General features: G+C 30.9%; 2 protein-coding genes and 2 pseudogenes. All 4 read left to right on the forward strand.

Features of this window, described 5'->3' with window-relative positions; genetic code table 11:
- Positions 1–187: pseudogene (locus tag EHW90_RS13165) on the forward strand (hypothetical protein); the annotation flags it as partial.
- Positions 187–1,629 carry a DUF4280 domain-containing protein gene (locus tag EHW90_RS13170; RefSeq protein ID WP_124953115.1) on the forward strand — a complete coding sequence of 481 codons (1,443 nt, stop codon included), beginning with the start codon at positions 187–189 and terminating at the stop codon, positions 1,627–1,629. The pseudogene EHW90_RS13165 and the gene EHW90_RS13170, both read left to right, overlap by 1 nt.
- 135 nt (positions 1,630–1,764) lie before the next feature.
- Positions 1,765–2,349, forward strand: coding sequence for a leucine-rich repeat domain-containing protein (locus tag EHW90_RS13175; protein WP_243114030.1), 585 nt, complete (start codon positions 1,765–1,767; stop codon positions 2,347–2,349).
- A 96-nt stretch (positions 2,350–2,445) separates the two neighbouring features.
- Positions 2,446–2,760, forward strand: a pseudogene (locus tag EHW90_RS13180) (hypothetical protein); the annotation flags it as partial.

Here is a 2,760-nt window from a genome sequence, read left to right on the forward strand (position 1 = left end):
TATGAATAACTTTACAAATGAGAATTTCCAACTAACAGATGAAAGTCCTAAACTTATTTTAAGGTTTTTAAGAAACAGTGACAGCAACCTTTGCGAAGCAATGGTAAGATATGCCATATCACAGTTACAGATAAGCTTTGATGAATATATCTGTATAGGAGTTTTGGAAAACAGTTATAGTCTATAATGGTGACAGATAAGAGGATAATGCCTATGTCAGATAATATTGATAAAATGTATGAACAGCAGTTAATAAATGGTCCGGTAAGTAAAGAGTACGTAGTCAGGGGAGCGGAAGTATCATGTAAATACGGAAGTAAAACCTGTGTACTAAATTTATCAAGGGATCATGGCTCTTATACTTCGGATGGAAGACCGTTAATTATGAAGGGAGATAGTAAACCTACCAATATAAGCAGTTTTGGAATGTGTAATAAAGATAAAAGTAAACCTTGTAAATGTGTTCCGAAACTAAGAGAATGGTCCGTAATTGAAAGTAAGAAGCTATATATAGTAGATCCTAAAACTAATGAGTGTGCTGAGGCAGTTACACAAGATTCTATAACATTATGTGAAAAAGGTGGAATAGTTTCATTCAAAACATCAGGGCAAGCCACACCAAGCTACGGTAATGTAAAGGTAAAAGGAGCAGTAGAAATAGTCGAGGATGAAAAAGGAAGCTGGAGACGACCGAGAGATAAAAAGGACTTTGTAGGTCATGTAAAAGTGGAGCATTCAGGTGTATACAACTTTGTTATAACCATAAATGAAACCGGAAATAGAGCTATGGGAACTGTATATGTATATTCATATAATATATTAGGATACGTAACGCATATTGATGAATATATTGTAAAGAAAAAAATAAAAGAAAATGGGGAAAGTGAGCGTTATGTTGAGGTTATTTTAAATAGAAATAAGGATTACTACTTTGAAGTGGATATTCAAAATACAGATAAAATAGAGTATGAGTTAAAAGGGAATTTAGATAAGCATAGGTTGAAAATCATAAATGCTGTAAAGAAAGAAATATCGGGAGTTTGGATTATTGATAAAAAATATCAAGACACATACAAGGAAAATTATGATAATGTTGTGAAAGAAAATAAACATGGAATTACAAGGGCTATATATTATCTTAGTCCATGGTATGTAGTGCTTTTGGGAGGATTAATTGATAGAATAATAGAATCAGGAGAGTTATCAACACTGTTAAGTAATATTCTTAATATGAGTATAACGGGCTTAGGAGCAAGGTATACAAAGGCAGGAGTACTACTTGCAATATTATTACTTGGGTTTGATAATTTAAACAATTATGAACTTAAAAGAGTTAAAAACAAGCTACAAAAATACATCATGACAAATACTTATTTAAAAATAGAAATAAAGAATAAAGATTATTCAGATAGATGGGTTTATGAATCAGAGAGTTTAAGTATATGGGATGATAAATATCATTATAATTTTTCAGAATGTCCTGCACTGAATATTGGAACAGAATTAGAAGGTCCAAAGTACGAGAAAGGAAACTTTGGATTGTTATATAATTTTGACACGAGTGCAAATATAGAGAAAATGATAGAGGAATTAAAAGATATAGCATCAGATATTATAAATGCGAGGTAATAAATGAGGAATTATAAAAGGAGAAAAAAAATTATATTAGTTATATTTATAGCTATTTTAACTTACATATGCTTGAACTTTCAGTCTAAGTTTATAATCAAGGATAATGTTCTACTGGAATATAAAAGAGGGATTTTGGCAGATATTATGCCCAAAAAGGAAATTGAGATTCCATATGGTGTGACAGAGATTAGAGAAAAAGCTTTTAAAAATTGTTCAGAGTTAAAAAAAGTAGTTATACCTGATAGTGTGGTAAAAATTAATTCTTGTGCTTTTTTAGATTGTAAAAACTTAATAGAGGTTAAGTTACCTAAAAATTTAACAGAAATACCATTTGCTTGTTTTTCAGGTTGTAAACAATTAAGAACAGTAGTTCTAAATGAAAAATTAGATAATATTGACATGTTTGCTTTTGCTAATTGCAAGGATTTGGAGTATATAGATTTCCCAAACAGTATTAGGAAAATAGATGAATTTTCATTTTGTTATACCGGTTTAAAAAAAGTAGAACTTCCGGAAGGCTTGGAATATATAGGTGGAGAGGTATTTATGGGTGCTGAAAAATTAGAAGAGATAAAGTTCCCAAAGTCACTGGAAATAATAGATGCAAAAGGCTATCTTTTTGATGAGTGCCCAAACCTAAAAAAGATAATATTACCAAAGGGTTTTGATTTGGATTTAGTATACGATGATACTGTAAGTATAGAATATTATGACTAAAAATATGGTAAAGATGAAGGCATTTGCAGTAGAAAAAGCTTTGGCTAAGGAGATAGACTTGAAAGTAAATAAGATATTAATTAACAGGAGCAACGTATGAACTGCATATGGGAGATAGTATTAAAAGCACAAAAAAGCGGATATAACTTAGAAGATCTTAGATTTAGAAACAGCGAGAGTCCAAGTCCTTATACTGAAAGCTCATTTGATTTTCTGAATTCAGATACTATTGAGGAAAATGAAATTGAAGTAAATCCTTTGTATCGTTTTGCAAATGAACTGGGGGAGATTTTTCTGCCGGATGTAGAGGGCTTTGAGAGTGTAAGAAAAATATTTTTAGATATAATATTTCACTACATAGCGGTATGGGATCTTAGAAGCGGGGGAGATAAAAAAGAGTTAAGGGCAATG

Source organism: Lachnoanaerobaculum orale (genome assembly GCF_003862485.1).
GTDB lineage: Bacteria > Bacillota > Clostridia > Lachnospirales > Lachnospiraceae > Lachnoanaerobaculum > Lachnoanaerobaculum orale.